The 13058-nt window shown below is 67.5% G+C and carries 15 protein-coding genes; all 15 read right to left on the reverse strand.

Annotated elements, in window-relative coordinates; all coding sequences use genetic code 11:
* Window positions 1–18: 18 nt before the first annotated feature.
* Window positions 19–237: a hypothetical protein gene (locus tag Q0C59_RS01095; protein WP_182120475.1), complete on the reverse strand. Its 219-nt coding sequence runs from the start codon at window positions 235–237 to the stop codon at window positions 19–21.
* Window positions 238–256: 19 nt separating this feature from the next.
* On the reverse strand, window positions 257–448 hold the full coding sequence (locus Q0C59_RS01100; protein WP_182120476.1) for a hypothetical protein: 192 nt from the start codon (window positions 446–448) through the stop codon (window positions 257–259).
* A gap of 56 nt (window positions 449–504) precedes the next feature.
* Entirely contained in the window at window positions 505–1563 is a 1059-nt protein-coding gene (locus Q0C59_RS01105) for a hypothetical protein (RefSeq protein WP_291210621.1), read from the reverse strand.
* A gap of 891 nt (window positions 1564–2454) precedes the next feature.
* Window positions 2455–2775, reverse strand: a complete 321-nt coding sequence (locus tag Q0C59_RS01120; protein WP_182120478.1) for a hypothetical protein — start codon at window positions 2773–2775, stop codon at window positions 2455–2457.
* Window positions 2757–2903, reverse strand: a complete 147-nt coding sequence (locus tag Q0C59_RS01125; RefSeq protein WP_182120552.1) for a hypothetical protein — start codon at window positions 2901–2903, stop codon at window positions 2757–2759. Before Q0C59_RS01125 ends, Q0C59_RS01120 begins: the two co-directional genes overlap by 19 nt.
* A gap of 32 nt (window positions 2904–2935) precedes the next feature.
* The gene (locus tag Q0C59_RS01130) at window positions 2936–3856 is read right to left on the reverse strand and encodes a D-hexose-6-phosphate mutarotase (protein WP_182120479.1); all 921 of its coding nucleotides are present in this window, start codon (window positions 3854–3856) and stop codon (window positions 2936–2938) included.
* Between the two features lie 84 nt (window positions 3857–3940).
* Entirely contained in the window at window positions 3941–5287 is a 1347-nt protein-coding gene (locus tag Q0C59_RS01135) for a DUF3422 family protein (protein ID WP_182120480.1), read from the reverse strand.
* Window positions 5284–5838 (reverse strand): hypothetical protein, encoded by a 555-nt coding sequence (locus Q0C59_RS01140; protein WP_182120481.1) that lies wholly within the window; start codon window positions 5836–5838, stop codon window positions 5284–5286. The genes Q0C59_RS01135 and Q0C59_RS01140 overlap by 4 nt, the downstream gene beginning before the upstream one ends.
* Window positions 5838–6482: an OmpW family protein gene (locus Q0C59_RS01145; protein ID WP_182120482.1), complete on the reverse strand. Its 645-nt coding sequence runs from the start codon at window positions 6480–6482 to the stop codon at window positions 5838–5840. Before Q0C59_RS01145 ends, Q0C59_RS01140 begins: the two co-directional genes overlap by 1 nt.
* A 225-nt stretch (window positions 6483–6707) precedes the next feature.
* A complete protein-coding gene (gene rpiA, locus Q0C59_RS01150) occupies window positions 6708–7367 on the reverse strand; it encodes a ribose-5-phosphate isomerase RpiA (RefSeq protein ID WP_182120483.1) in 660 nt (219 codons plus the stop codon).
* Window positions 7367–8155 (reverse strand): triose-phosphate isomerase, encoded by a 789-nt coding sequence (gene tpiA / locus Q0C59_RS01155; RefSeq protein WP_182120484.1) that lies wholly within the window; start codon window positions 8153–8155, stop codon window positions 7367–7369. Before tpiA ends, rpiA begins: the two co-directional genes overlap by 1 nt.
* Window positions 8148–9143 carry a cytochrome d ubiquinol oxidase subunit II gene (locus Q0C59_RS01160; protein ID WP_182120485.1) on the reverse strand — a complete coding sequence of 332 codons (996 nt, stop codon included), beginning with the start codon at window positions 9141–9143 and terminating at the stop codon, window positions 8148–8150. The genes tpiA and Q0C59_RS01160 overlap by 8 nt, the downstream gene beginning before the upstream one ends.
* Window positions 9140–10525: a cytochrome ubiquinol oxidase subunit I gene (locus Q0C59_RS01165; RefSeq protein ID WP_182120486.1), complete on the reverse strand. Its 1386-nt coding sequence runs from the start codon at window positions 10523–10525 to the stop codon at window positions 9140–9142. The genes Q0C59_RS01160 and Q0C59_RS01165 overlap by 4 nt, the downstream gene beginning before the upstream one ends.
* Before the next feature lie 40 nt (window positions 10526–10565).
* The gene (pyk, locus tag Q0C59_RS01170) at window positions 10566–11984 is read right to left on the reverse strand and encodes a pyruvate kinase (RefSeq protein ID WP_182120487.1); all 1419 of its coding nucleotides are present in this window, start codon (window positions 11982–11984) and stop codon (window positions 10566–10568) included.
* A 19-nt stretch (window positions 11985–12003) separates the two neighbouring features.
* Window positions 12004–13041, reverse strand: a complete 1038-nt coding sequence (fba, locus tag Q0C59_RS01175; protein ID WP_182120488.1) for a class II fructose-bisphosphate aldolase — start codon at window positions 13039–13041, stop codon at window positions 12004–12006.
* Window positions 13042–13058 lie beyond the last annotated feature (17 nt).

Here is a 13058-nt window from a genome sequence, read left to right on the forward strand (position 1 = left end):
GGCTGGGCCTCGGGTTCTTCAGTTGTACTTGAGGTTGCGGAACAGCCACGGCATCAGCGCGCCGCCGAAGGCACCACCGGCCACCATGCCGAGCCAGGGGTTCAGCCAGCCGAGCGCGAGCATCAGCGCGAGCGTCACGGCAAAGCCGGCGCCGAGCTGGCGGAAGAACGCCCAGTTGTCGCGGAACAGCTTGCCGGCGACGAACAGCTTGATCGAATTGAGCACCATATCGAACATCGTTTGCTCCTTGGCGCGTTCAGCGCAAAGCGTGGATCAGCACGGCCACCACCGCGGCGGGCACCACTGCGGCGAGGCCGAAGAAGGCGCCCATGAAGGCGGCGATCTCGTTGCCCATCGCCTGGCCGCCGAGCTTCACGCCGGTTGCGGCACCGCCCGCCGCGCCCGCCAGCACGGCGGCCAGGCACATCAATACGAGGGTCACAGTCATCGTTTGCTCCATGTTGGTCAATGGTTTGGTGGATGCTCCTGAACCAGGAGTTCTGGTCAATGTTCGGTCGGCCCGGCATCACCGGGGACGCGTGAGGCGCCGAAGTCGGCGTGCGAGGCATCGATGCCGGCGAGTGCGTCGGCCACCGTGGCCGCAGCGTCGTCCAGGCCCGCGGACTGAAAGAGTCGTTGCGCCTCCCGATACAGCGCACGCGCCTTCGCGGTGTTGCCCGGGTTGCCCAGCTCGGGGTGCTCGGGGTCGTCCGGCAGGTTGAGCAGGGCATTGGCCTTGTTGGCCGCGGTGTTGGCGTACTCCACCGGCATGTCGCGCGGGTTGCGCACCTTCAGCGCCTCGTCGTACGCCTCCACTGCACGCAGCAGGTTGGCCACGGGATGACTGCTCGGCGCGTACTGCAGCGCGTTGCCGAGGTTGTTCTGCGTCATCGCGTACTCGCTGGGATGGTCCACCAGCGTCACGATGCCGAGCACCTCCTCGAACGACTGCACGGCGAGCGCCTCGCGCATGCGCGCACGTTCGTCGGTGGCCGGAATCGAGAGGTAGGCGATCGCCAGGTTGTTGTGCAGGATCGAGAACTCGCGCGGCCAAGCTTGTTTGGTGAACACGCGCAGGGCGCGGTGGTAATGCGCGATCGCCTCCTGGATCGTCGCCCGGTGAGCAGCGCAAAGCGTCTGCGTCACGAGGCCCAGGTTCAGGTCGAGTTCGGCCACTTCTTCGGCCAGGCCATGGGTGGCCAGGTCGGCGCGAGCGGCCTCGAAACAGTCGCGCGCCGATTCGAGTGCGGCGGTACCACCATCGGGCAGGGTCTGGTAGGCCGTGCCCTGGCGGGCTCGAATGCGCGCGGCCAGCAACGCGAACGTGGGTGGAACCAGCGCCAGTGCCCGCTCGTACAGCGCCACCGCATCGTGCAACTGGCGCGGCGAGCGCGGCTTGATCTGCAGACCGCGGGCGATCTCCATCAGCATCTCGGCCCGTTCCTCGGGCGCGGCCTCGCCGTCTTCCGCCAGAGCCAGCGCCGATTGCACCTCGGCGTCGGCCACCGTGAAGAGGCTTCGGCCATCCGGTCGGCCCGAAGCGGGCGCCGTGCTTGTCTCCATAAATTTTGTCTCCTTGCTGGCTCTTGGGCCACGCCGGGGTTCGCTACTAGCTGCTATCGCAAGATTAACCAACGGCTCGAGAACGTCTATTAGGTAAACACCTTATGAAAACTAAGTTTGCTATCTAGCCGGCTGGCTATTTGTTGGCGCACCGCGCGGTTGCGTGCCAATGTACTTGCCTGTCAAACATTGTGGACGCGGCTGACCGAGACCCTAAATCGCCTGAAAAAAGGAAACAAATCAAGGATTTGCCAGCCAGTCATCCGTGTTTCGCGGAGGTTCGAACGCAGCTGGCACGAAGCGTGAGCAAGAAGTGACGACCCATCACGCCATTCCGGGCATCCGAGGTCAAGGCCCGGAGACATCTACATGAAGTCGTTCTACGAGGTGACGCGCCGCCAGGGCATGAGAACAAGCCGCGCACACCGATGCTGTGGCGTTATGGGCTGGAGTACACCTGTTGTTCCGAGGACTCCATCCGCTCGACCCACCCCGCTGGCCGAAGACATTGTGGTGTCAATGATCTCGCTGGCCGATGCCGGCAACCAGCCACGGCTGCAGCGGCCATAGCGGACAGGGGCTGCGGCGCTTCTCGGCGTCCATCACTGGCAGCGCTCGCGTTCACGTGAGCGGCCCTACACGGGTGCAGCGGTTCTTGTCGAGATTTCTGGTTGTCGTTGTTGTGGCGCTTGCCATTGAAGGACTTGTTGCAACCTTCAAGGCCGCGCACGAGGACCCACGTCAGTTGTACTTTGCGTCGTGCATCGTCGCCTCTTGCGGTGTTCTGCTCGCAGGCTGGGACTTGTTCATACGGTTCAACAGTTATGCGGAGAAACTTGAGCCGGAGGCCATGGCCGAGGCGAATCAAGAGGGCACTAAGATTAGCTTGGACTAGAGCTTCCACAGCCGGCACCACCATTGCGGCTCGACCGGGACTGGCAACTCGGGCAGGTCGCACCACTTCCGGTGTGGCAGGTAGTAGATGCACTCGGCGCAACGCTGTTCGATGCCACCGAGTTCAACCGGATGCGGCGCGAAGCCGCCGATGTCCAGACGACCCACAAGATCCTCGGCAGGCAGGTCCGCTAGGCGGTCGAGAATGGCCTGGAACTCAATCTGGTTGGCCGGGAACGGTGCCATCTGCGTCGACATGCCAGACGACGGCATCTCCCCGATCCGCATGCGCAGCAGGTTCAGAGCAACGCGGTCCATCGTGCTCCAATCCAAACGAAGTTCTCCAGGTAGTGCGGCTGGTGGAACTCCGCCACCTTCTTGCGTAGGCCCGAGGTGCCGGGCTGCTGGCCGGCAAAGGGCTGGGTCGGCAAGCTGACGATCGCCATCGACGGTTCTCCTGTTGGAGCGGTGCGAGCCTTCAGAGCGGCAGCGCGGCGTAGCTCACCGACAGGGTGTGGCTGCCGCCGGCCGGCACGGTGACCACGTTGTCCAGAGCATTGGCCGACTCCACGCAGACCATCTCGCGCCAACCGCCCTGTCCGGCGCGGCCGGGTCCGAAGTCGCCCATCTTGTCGGCCTTTTCCGCCCAGGGCGTCCAGACCACGGTGGCACGGCTGCCCGTCTTCGCGATCTCTATGCGACGCTGCAGCCCAGGGTCGACGATCACGCAGTCGGCGCCGGTGTTCAGGTAGACGCGGTCCACCTCGCCCGCGAACCGGACGGCGCCCCGCTGCACCTTGCGCACAGCGCCCGCCACCTTGTCCACGTACTCGCACGCGTCCAGGCCCTGCACCTCGACGGCCCCGATGTCGCTGATGCCCAGATAGGTGTGCAAGGCCTCGCCAAGGACGAGGTCCTGCGGGCCGGGGTTGTGCGTGGTCAGCTCGATGCGCAAGCGCCTGCCGACGCTGACCCTCAGCGCCAGCCGGGCTTCGTGCGGCCACTGCGCCCGCGTGGCCTCGGTCGGCGTCAGGGTCAGGCCGATGCTTGTCGAGCCGTCGGGCAGCGCCGCCGTGTCGCAGAGTTCCCAGGGCACCGTGCGTGCAAAGCCGTGGCCGGGCCAGCCGCTTTCCGTGACATGAGGGCCGAACCACGGCCAGCACACGGGCGCACCGCCGCGAATCGACTTGCCCGGCGCGAACGTGGCCAGCGGTGACAACCAGACCACGGGTTCGGCCTGGTCCTTCGGTCGCCAGCTCATCAGGTGGGCGCCTTGCAAGCACAGGCTGGCGCTGCCGTGCGCGTTGTCGATGTCGGCAAAGGCCAGCCCGTTGGTCCCGATGCGCAGGCTCACGTGACCGGGAATCGCGTGGCGCGCGAGCAGTGTGGGGTTCGACATGGCATTCCAATTATGGGCGGGTGAAAGGGTCCGCGCCGAAACCGAGTCCCTGGCTCGACGGTCTTTGCAGCGGGCGCATCGGACTCAATGCCCCTCGACTCGGCTGTGAATCCGGCGCGTCAATCGCCACACGCCCCACAGCACCAGCGGTATCGCGGCGCCGGCGGCGAGTTCAGGGTGGATGGGAACACCCGCCGCCTTGGCCGCTTTGCCAAGGTACAGCAGAAGGCTGACCACGTAGTACGAGATCGCCGCGATCGACAGGCCCTCGACCGTGCTCTGCAGCTTCAACTGGAGTTGCTGGCCCCGAGCCAGCTTGGCCAGCAGCTGCTGGTTCTGCGCTTCGCGGGCGATGTCCACGCGTGTGCGCAGCAGCGCGCCCGCACGCTCGATGCGCTGCGACAGCGATGCCAGTCGCCTGGCGGCCGATTCCACGGTGGCCATCGCGGGCGCGAGCCGGCGCAGCAGGAATTCGCCGAGCGTCTGCGTGCCGGGGATGGCCTGCTCGCGCAGCTCGTCGATGCGCGAGCGCACGAGCGCGTAGTAGGCCTCGGTGGCGCAGAACCGGTAGCTGTGCATCGCCGTGGCCCGCTCGACGCGGGCAGCCACGGCAGTCAGCGTGTCCAGAAGCACGGCGTCGTGCAGGTCCCGCGCCTCCGTCAGCGATGTCAGCTCGGAGACGGCGTGCTCCGCCTCGCGCAGCAGGGTCTGCAAGGACTTGGCCACCGGCAGCCCGCGCAGGGCCAGCAGGCGGTAGGTCTCCATTTCGAGCAGCCGTGCCGCCAGCCGCCCGACGCGCGTTTCGCCGGTACCGGTCTGGGCGATCACCACCATGCGCTCGTAGCCGCTCGCGCGCAGCCGGAAATCGCTCACCACGCAGCTGTGGCCGTTGCGCCCCACGAGTGAAACGACGACCGTGCGATCGCCGAACCAGTGCCGTGCGCGCTCCAGCGGCGCCGCGACCTCCTCGGCGCTGCCGGCGAGGATGACCAGTTCGATCGCCGCCAGCGTGTGCCCGGGGATGCCGCGCAGCCACTCATGGTCGATGACCAGCGCGGCCAGCAACTCGGGATCGCTCGCGCCCTGGGTCGCCTCGGCGGGCAAGGGTTGCACGAGGGAGTAACGCGTGACTTCGGTGTGGCGTTCCCACTTCAGCGTGCCGCAAGGCAGGCGCAGGCGCAGGAAGTGGCCGGCCAACTGCTCGCCCATCAGCAGGCGCTGGCCCGGCAGCTGCCGCAGGTGCTCGAGCTCGCGCTCGATCGGCACACCTTCGTTGAGCACGGCGACCTGCAGCACCAGGGCCGGCAGGCGAATCCGCGCCGTCGGCCGTGCGTGCACCTCGTCGTGCAGGGCGCGCCGCTCGGCGGCGTCGGCAGGCAGGGCCAGCGCGGCGGGGTGGCCCGGTGGTGGTGGCGTGTCAGGGTCGGTCATGGTTTCGGCCCGGCTTCAATCGGGTGGGGCTTCAGCATGCCGTTGCGGAGCGTCTCGGTGATCACCATCCACGGTCCATCGGGCGTCTCGACTGTATAAGTGCGGGTCGCGCTGGCATCGGGCCATCCGACCACTGCCCACGGCCGCGCGCACAGCGCGTCGTCCAATCGGGCCCAAGGTGCCCGCCTGATCCAGAGTCGCTCGAGCAGATGCCCGATCGGTCTCTCGCCGCCTTCGATCTCCTGGGCCACGTCGCGCGGCAGCGTTTGCGTCGTGACGTACGCCAGGCTGTCCAGCATCACTGCACCACGCGAGGCCAGGCAGCTGAAGCGTTCGATCAGGCGCGTGCCGGGCAGGGCGCAGCGCACGGGCTCGGGCGGATCGTTGCACGCACGTTGCTCCAAGACGTGCAGCTGGATCGGTCCGCCGGCAATCGTCTCGCACAGGCGCGTGGTCGAGCCGTCTTGCGCGCACAGCGGCAACAGCGCCCGCGCCACTGCGGCGTCGGCAGGCGTCGACACGCCGGTACCGAAGCGCCGGCGCTTGAGCATCAGAAGCGGTATCCGACACCCACTCCGACCAGCACAGGATTGACCTTGAGCTTGGAAATCGTGGTGCCGCCCGACTTCAGGTCGGTACGGATCCAGGCCTTCTTCACGTCGATGTTCAAAGACCAGGGACCGCCGAGGCCGATATCGATTCCTGCCTGGAGAGCCGGTCCGAAGCTGTTGCGGTCGAGGGTGAGCGGCCCGGTCACGCCGTTGCCCAGTTTGACGCTGGACAGGTTCGTGTAGTTGATGCCGGCGCCGACGTAGGGACGGAACTGCCCGTCGGGGAGGAAGTGCCACTGCACGGTCAGCGTCGGGGGAAGGGCCTTGAACGACCCGGCATCGAATGCACCGACCGCGCTCGAGGTCACCCGCGCGTCGAGCTTGGTGAAAGCCAGCACCAGTTCGGCAGCGATTTGTTTGGTGAAGAAGTACGAGATGTCGAGCTCGGGGGCCCACTTGTCCTTGACAAGGATGGCGTCGGCTGGCACGGCCAGCGAGGGAATCGGACTGGAGTTGTTCGCCGGGTCGATGTGCAGTGCGCGCACGCGAACCAGCCAGGGGCCGGTCTGCGCGTGAGCGGTCGCGGTGCCGAGCACGGGAGCAAGGGCGAGGACGGCGAGTGCCAGGGTTTTGGCAAGGGTCATGAGGTAAGTCTCCAAAGGGTTTGTTTTCGGGCGTGGCCCAAGGCCGCCTCATTCGGGCAAGCCCAATCGGCCGTTGGGTGGCAGTGGTGCAAACGCTGTTTGCACCCGGGAGACTGCGACGCAAGAGGCGTGCCCCGGAGAACCCCTTTTGGCCACCCGCAGCACCGAGTGTCGGGCGCCAGGATCGATGGCGGTCGTGCGGATCATCGCCATCGGCGTTGCCGGTCAAAAGTGAAGCACCTGAACGCCGTCAACCCTGCCGAGCAGGCACAGGTGGGCGTGGTGGCGCGCGAAGAGCCCGACGGTGACCACGCCCGGCCACTGGTTGATCTCGGCTTCCAGCGCGGCCGGATCGGTGATGACCAGGCCATGCACGTCCAGGATCGGATGCCCGTTGTCGGTGACCACGCCCTGGCGCAGAGCCGCGCGCCCGCCGATGGCCTCGAAGCGGCGCGTGATGCGATTCGCAGCGATGCCGATGACTTCCACGGGCAGCGGGAAGCGCCCCAGGACGCCCACTTGCTTGGAGGCGTCGGCGATGCACAGGAAAAATTGCGCCAGATCGGCCACGATCTTCTCGCGCGTCAGCGCCGCGCCGCCGCCCTTGATCATGTGGCCGCGCGGGTCGATCTCGTCGGCTCCGTCCACGTACAACGCCAGCTGTTCGACATCGCCGGCCTCGAGCACGCGGATGCCGTGGCCGCGCAGCCGCGCCGTGCTCGCGTTGCTGCTCGACACCGCGCCGGCGATGCCCTCGCGCAGAGTGGCCAGCGCGTCGATGAAGTGGTTCACCGTCGATCCGGTGCCCACGCCGATGATGCCGCCGGGCGGCACGTGCGTCAGCGCCGCACGGGCGACCATGGCCTTGATCTCGTCCTGCGTCATCAAGTGACCCCCTGCGCCAGCCGCTGTGCCGTAATGGCTACGGCCATGAACTCGTCGACGTTCAACGAGGCCCCGCCCAGCAGGCCGCCATCGACGTCGGGCATCGCCAGCAGCTCGCGCGCATTGGCCCGCTTCATGCTGCCGCCGTAGAGGATGTGCACGCCCGCGGCGATCTCCGCATCCGCCTCGGCCAGGCAGCGGCGGATGAACGCGTGAACGTCCTGTGCCTGCTCGGGCGTGGCCGTGGCACCGGTGCCGATCGCCCACACGGGCTCGTAGGCCACGACCGCATCGGTGAACGCGCTCGCCCCGGCGAGATCGAGCACCGCGCGCAACTGGCGCGCCACCACGGCCTCGGTAGCGCCTTGCTCACGCTCCTGCAGCGACTCGCCGACGCACAGCACGGGCGTCATGCCGGCCCGGCTGGCCGCGAGGAACTTGTGTGCGACGACGGCGTCGCTTTCGCCGAACAGTGCGCGCCGCTCCGAGTGGCCGACCAGCACGCAGGCGCAGCCGAACTCCCGCAGCATCTGGGCCGACACTTCGCCGGTGTAGGCCCCGCTTTCATGCTCCGAGACGTTCTGGGCGCCCCAGGCCATGCCGCTGTCGCCCAGGCATCGTTGCGCCTCGGGCAGGTACAGGAAGGGCGGGAACAACACCAGCTGCACGAGGTTCAGGCGTGCCATGGCACCGTCGGCGTTCGCAGCCGCCAGCGCCTGCACGCCGGCCAAGCTGCCGTTCATCTTCCAGTTGCCGGCCACCAGGAAGTTGCGGCGTCGGCTACCCATAGCGCAGCTCCGTCGCCTTGCCGCCAAACACGCGGTACGAGTAGATGGTGTAGGCAACGATCGCTGGCACCGAGATGCACACGCCGACGAGCGTGACCTTCAGCGTGGCCGGGCTGCTGGCGGCCTGCCACATCGTCAGCTTGTCGATCACGACGTAGGGATAGATGCTGTAGGCCAGGCCGACGAAGCCGAGCACGAACACGGCGATCAACAGCACGAACGGCAGCCAGCACAGCTCGCCGCGCACCAAGCGCGTCGGCAGCACGCGGCGCAACACCAGCAGCGCGCCCGCGGTGGTGGCCGGAATCACCAGCAGCGCGATGATCTGCGGCAGCGCGAACCAGCGCTCGCGCACCGTGGTGCTGATCCAGGGCGTGGCCATCGAGATCAGCACCATGCCCAGCACCACCGGCCACCAGGCCTGCTGCGCCCAGCCGACGGCCTTTGCCTGCAAGTCGCCCTCAGTCTTCATGACGAGCCAGGCGGCGCCCAGCAGCACGTAGGCGGCCGGCAGCGTCAGCGCGATGGCAGCCGCGAACAGCGGGTAGTTCCAGCCCTCGCCGAAGCCGCTGATGTAGCGCCCGAGCATCCAGCCTTGCATCATCGACGCGAGCAGCGAGCCGCCGAAGAAGAGCCGGTTCCAAGCCGCCTTGTGGCTGTCGTGCGCCTTGACGCGGAAGTCGAAGGCCACGCCGCGCAACACCAGGCCGACCAGCATCAGGGTCACGGGCAGGTAGAGCTCGGTCAGGATCAGGCCATGGGCTTTCGGGAAGGCGATCAGCAGCATGCCCACGCCCAGCACGATCCAGGTTTCGTTCGCGTCCCAGAACGGCCCGATTGAGGCCACCATGATGTCCTTCTCGGCGTCGGTGGCGCGTGGCAGCAGCATGCCCACGCCCAGGTCGTAGCCGTCGCTGAGAACATAGACAAGCATCGACAGGCCCATCAGAGCCAGGAAGATCAACGGCAGGGCCTGGTCGAAGCTCATCGGGGCTCGCCACCACGCGTCGGGAACATGGCGGCAGCGACCGGCGCTCCCCCCGGGGCGGCGATGGCCGGCGACAGATCCTCGGGCTTTTCGGCCATGTGCTTCAGAACGAGAACGTAGGCGACGAGCAAGGCCAGGTACAGCGTGACATAGATCGCCAGCGTGAACGCGATCATCGAACCGGGTACGTTCGAGGCCACGTCGGCCACGCGCAGCAGGCCGTAGACGATGAAGGGCTGGCGGCCGATCTCGGTGACGTACCAGCCCGCGACCGTGGCCGCCCAGCCCGAGAAGGTCATGCCCACGAGAACCCACAGCAGCGGTCGCTTCAACGCGGCGGCACGCCAGCCGGCGCGGCGCCCCATCCACCACGACACCCAGCTCACCAGCAGCATCAGCGTGCCGACACCGACCATGACGCGGAACGCCCAGAACACCGGCGCCACGGGCGGGTGCCGATCGCGGAACTCGTCGAGGCCCTTGATCTCTCCGTCCCAATCGTGCGTGAGGATGATGCTGGCGCCTTTTGGGATGCCGATCTCGTAGCGATTGCTGCGTGTGGCCTCGTCGGGCCAGGCAAACAGCAGCAGCGGCGCGCCGCGCTGGGTCTGCCAGACGCCTTCCATCGCCGCGACCTTCTGCGGCTGATGCTCGAGCGTGTTCAATCCATGCAGGTCCCCGACGAAGATCTGCACCGGGATCAGCAATGCCGCGCAGGTGACGCCGACGCGCAGCACTCGCGGGGCCATCTGCGGAGCCGAACCGCGCAGCACCTGCCAGGCGCTCACGCCCGCCAGCACGAATGCACAGGTCAACCCCGAAGCCAGCAGCACGTGGGCGAAGCGGTAGGGGAACGAGGGGTTGAGGATGACCTCGGCCCAATTCTTGACGTGGAACACGCCTTCCACGATCTCGTGCCCGGCGGGCGTCTGCATCCACGAGTTGAGCACCAGGATCCAGAACGCGCTCACGGTGGTGCCGAAGGCGACGAAGAAGGTCGCGAAGCCATGGACGCGCTCGCTCACGCGCCCGTGACCGAAGAGCATGATGCCGAGGAAGCCCGCTTCCAGGAAGAAGGCGGTCAGCACCTCGTAGCCCAGCAGCGGGCCGGCGACGTTGCCGGCGCGCTCCATGAAACCGGGCCAGTTGGTGCCGAACTGGAAGCTCATCGTCACGCCGCTGACCACGCCCAGCGCGAAGGTCAGCGCAAACACCTTGGTCCAGAAGCGGTAGGCCGCAAGCCAGGCGCCCTCTTGCGTGCGGCGCCAGCGCCAGCGGAAGAACATCAGCAACCAGCCCAGCGCGATGGTGATCGACGGGAACAGGATGTGGAAGGTGATGTTGGCGGCGAACTGGGCGCGGGCCAGGAGGAGGGGGTCCATCGGGGGTGCTGCTTTGTGTTCTGTCAGGACGTGGCAGGAATCACACCGTCGCGATGCGCATCAGGTTCGTCGTGCCGGGCGTGCCGAATGGCACCCCCGCGATGGCGACGATGGTCTGGCCACTCTCGGCAAAACCCTCCTGCTGCGCGACGGCGCAGGCTTTGGCAGTCATCTGATCGACATCTGCCGCGTCCTCGATGTGTACCGAGTGGATGCCCCAGGCCAGGGCCAGGCGGCGCGCGACGCCCAGGTTCGGCGTCAGGCTCAGTACCGGCGCTTCGGGGCGCTCGCGGGCGACGCGCAAACTGGTGTGGCCCGAGCTCGTGTAGCAGACGATGGCGCTCGCGTGCACGAGCGCGACGGCATGGCGCACGGCGCAGCACACGGCGTCGGCTGTGCCTGCGGTAGCGGGCGCGCTCGGGCGCGACATACTCATCAGCTGCTGGTGCTGCGGGTCGGCTTCCACTTCGGTGATCAGGCGGCTCATCATGTCCACCGCCTCGACCGGGTAGCGGCCCGCGGCGGACTCGGCAGACAGCATGACGGCGTCGGCGCCGTCGTAGATGGCAGTGGCCACGTCCGAGGCCTCGGCACGCGTGGGCACCGGGCTCGTCACCATCGACTCGAGCATCTGCGTGGCCACGATCACCGGGCGCCCGAGCCGGCGGCAGGTTTGCAAGATGCGCTTCTGGATGCCGGGCACGCGCTCGGCCGGCAGTTCCACGCCCAGATCGCCGCGCGCCACCATCACGGCGTCGGCGCATTCGGCGATGGCGTCCAGCTGCTCGATGGCCGAAGGCTTCTCGAGCTTGGCCACGATGGCCGCGCGCTGGCCAATCAAGGTTCGCGCCTCGGCCACGTCTTCGGGCCGCTGCACGAACGACAGGGCGATCCAGTCCGCGCCGAGTTCGAGCGCCAGCGCCAGATCGCGCCGGTCCTTGGCGGTCAGTGCGCTGATCGGCAGCAGCACGCCGGGCACGTTGACGCCCTTGCGGTCGGACAGCTTGCCGCCAATCACGACACGGGTGTCGGCGAAACTGGCGCCGCAGCGCTCGACGACCAAGCGCAGCTTGCCGTCGTCGAGCAGCAGTTCGGCCCCCGGCGCCAGTGCCGCGAAGATCTCAGGGTGCGGCAGGCCGACGCGGCGCGTGTCGCCCGGCGCATCGTCGAGTTCGAGCCGGAACGGCTGCGACTCGGCCAGCATCACCGAGCCCTCGGCAAACGTGCCCACGCGCAGCTTCGGACCCTGCAGGTCGGCCAGGATGCCGATCGGGCGGCCGGCTTCGCGCTCGAGCTCGCGCAGGATGGTGAAGCGCTCACGATGCGCCACCGCGTCGCCGTGGCTGAAGTTCAGGCGAAAGACATCGACGCCGGCGGCGAACAGCCGCCGGATCGTGTCCTTGTCGGAACTGGCCGGGCCGAGGGTGGCGACGATCTTGGCGTTGCGGTGACGGCGCATGCTGTAGTGCTCTCGCGCGTCACACGTAGCGGGCCGACATTGCCTCGAGCGGCAGCGGCTTGATGCGGGCCCCTTGGCCGGCACAGCCGAAGGCCTCGAAGCGCGCCTTGACCACGCCGCGCGCGGCCTTCTTCGCCGCCTGCAAAGCCTTGCGCGGGTCGAACTCGCTCGGGTGCTCGGCGAACACCTGGCGCATCGCCGCGGTCATCGCCAGCCGAATGTCGGTGTCGATGTTGATCTTGCGCACGCCGCTCTTGATGCCGCGCTGGATCTCCTCGACCGGCACGCCGTATGTCTCCTTGATGTCGCCACCGTACTTGCGGATGATCGCCAGCCACTCCTGCGGCACGCTGGACGAACCGTGCATCACCAGGTGCGTGTTCGGCACCGCGGCGTGGATCTGCGCGATGCGCTCGATGGCCAGGATGTCGCCGGTGGGCTGCCGGGTGAACTTGTAGGCGCCGTGACTGGTGCCGATGGCGATGGCCAGCGCATCGACGCCGGTGCGCGCGACGAAGTCCTTCGCCTCCTCGGGGTTCGTGAGCATCATGTCGTGCGTGAGCTTGCCCGCGGCACCGACGCCGTCCTCCTCGCCGGCCTCACCGGTTTCGAGCGAACCCAGGCAGCCAAGTTCGCCTTCGACCGAGACACCGATCGAGTGCGCCATCTCGCAGACCTTGCGCGTGACCTCGACGTTGTAGTCGTAGCTCGCGGGCGTTTTCGCGTCTTCGAGCAAGGAGCCGTCCATCATCACGCTGGTGAATCCCGAGCGGATCGACTGCTGGCACACCGCCGGCGAGGCGCCGTGGTCCTGGTGCAGCACGATCGGGATATCGGGGTGCATCTCCACGGCCGCCAGCACCAGGTGGCGCAGGTAGGGCTCGCCGGCGTACTTGCGCGCACCGGCCGAGGCTTGCAGGATCACCGGTGACTGCGTTTCCTGCGCCGCCTCCATGATGGCGTGGACCTGTTCGAGGTTGTTGACGTTGAAGGCTGGCACGCCGTAGCCGTATTCGGCGGCGTGGTCGAGCACTTGGCGCAATGAAACGAGGGCCATGGGGTTCTCCGGTGAAG

The organism is Hydrogenophaga sp. (assembly GCF_022844385.1).
GTDB lineage: Bacteria > Pseudomonadota > Gammaproteobacteria > Burkholderiales > Burkholderiaceae_C > Hydrogenophaga.

Excerpts from the sequence above, each read along its gene's own strand:
- Q0C59_RS01130 (WP_182120479.1), bottom strand. The coding sequence starts at position 3,856 with ATGTCGAACCCCACACTGCTCGCGCGCCACGCGATTCCCGGTCACGTG.
- fba (WP_182120488.1), bottom strand. The coding sequence starts at position 13,041 with ATGGCCCTCGTTTCATTGCGCCAAGTGCTCGACCACGCCGCCGAATAC.
- Q0C59_RS01145 (WP_182120482.1), bottom strand. The coding sequence starts at position 6,482 with ATGACCCTTGCCAAAACCCTGGCACTCGCCGTCCTCGCCCTTGCTCCC.
- Q0C59_RS01095 (WP_182120475.1), bottom strand. The coding sequence starts at position 237 with ATGTTCGATATGGTGCTCAATTCGATCAAGCTGTTCGTCGCCGGCAAG.
- Q0C59_RS01125 (WP_182120552.1), bottom strand. The coding sequence starts at position 2,903 with ATGGCGATCGTCAGCTTGCCGACCCAGCCCTTTGCCGGCCAGCAGCCC.
- rpiA (WP_182120483.1), bottom strand. The coding sequence starts at position 7,367 with ATGACGCAGGACGAGATCAAGGCCATGGTCGCCCGTGCGGCGCTGACG.
- Q0C59_RS01135 (WP_182120480.1), bottom strand. The coding sequence starts at position 5,287 with ATGACCGACCCTGACACGCCACCACCACCGGGCCACCCCGCCGCGCTG.
- Q0C59_RS01160 (WP_182120485.1), bottom strand. The coding sequence starts at position 9,143 with ATGAGCTTCGACCAGGCCCTGCCGTTGATCTTCCTGGCTCTGATGGGC.
- tpiA (WP_182120484.1), bottom strand. The coding sequence starts at position 8,155 with ATGGGTAGCCGACGCCGCAACTTCCTGGTGGCCGGCAACTGGAAGATG.
- Q0C59_RS01100 (WP_182120476.1), bottom strand. The coding sequence starts at position 448 with ATGACTGTGACCCTCGTATTGATGTGCCTGGCCGCCGTGCTGGCGGGC.
- Q0C59_RS01165 (WP_182120486.1), bottom strand. The coding sequence starts at position 10,525 with ATGGACCCCCTCCTCCTGGCCCGCGCCCAGTTCGCCGCCAACATCACC.
- Q0C59_RS01120 (WP_182120478.1), bottom strand. The coding sequence starts at position 2,775 with ATGGACCGCGTTGCTCTGAACCTGCTGCGCATGCGGATCGGGGAGATG.
- Q0C59_RS01105 (WP_291210621.1), bottom strand. The coding sequence starts at position 1,563 with ATGGAGACAAGCACGGCGCCCGCTTCGGGCCGACCGGATGGCCGAAGC.
- pyk (WP_182120487.1), bottom strand. The coding sequence starts at position 11,984 with ATGCGCCGTCACCGCAACGCCAAGATCGTCGCCACCCTCGGCCCGGCC.
- Q0C59_RS01140 (WP_182120481.1), bottom strand. The coding sequence starts at position 5,838 with ATGCTCAAGCGCCGGCGCTTCGGTACCGGCGTGTCGACGCCTGCCGAC.